The organism is Bacillus cereus group sp. N14 (assembly GCF_016483555.1).
In the GTDB taxonomy this organism is placed as follows: domain Bacteria; phylum Bacillota; class Bacilli; order Bacillales; family Bacillaceae_G; genus Bacillus_A; species Bacillus_A wiedmannii.
Window position 1 is genome coordinate 1 of record NZ_JAEHBQ010000143.1, and the last position, 231, is coordinate 231.

Consider the following 231-nt stretch of genomic DNA (forward strand, 5'->3'; position numbering starts at 1 on the left):
CTTTTTGCGTTATGACGAGCTCCATGTGTTGTCGCTACTCCAGATCGCCCCCCTGTTCGAATCCGCGGTAAGTCGGAGCCTTCTAAAAGCGCCCGCGGGGCTCCCGGTTGAACGTCTGATAGCATCACAACCCCGTTTATCGTTTTCTTCCCTATCTTTTTGTCCGCGGGCACTACTGTAACTACTTTTACGCCACGGCCCTCACGCCCTCCCGCAACTCACGCAATAATC

General features: G+C 54.5%; 1 pseudogene. It reads right to left on the reverse strand.

The features are described from left to right. Positions 1-218: pseudogene (locus tag JDS82_RS29470) on the reverse strand (ornithine cyclodeaminase family protein); the annotation flags it as partial. Positions 219-231: the final 13 nt, after the last annotated feature.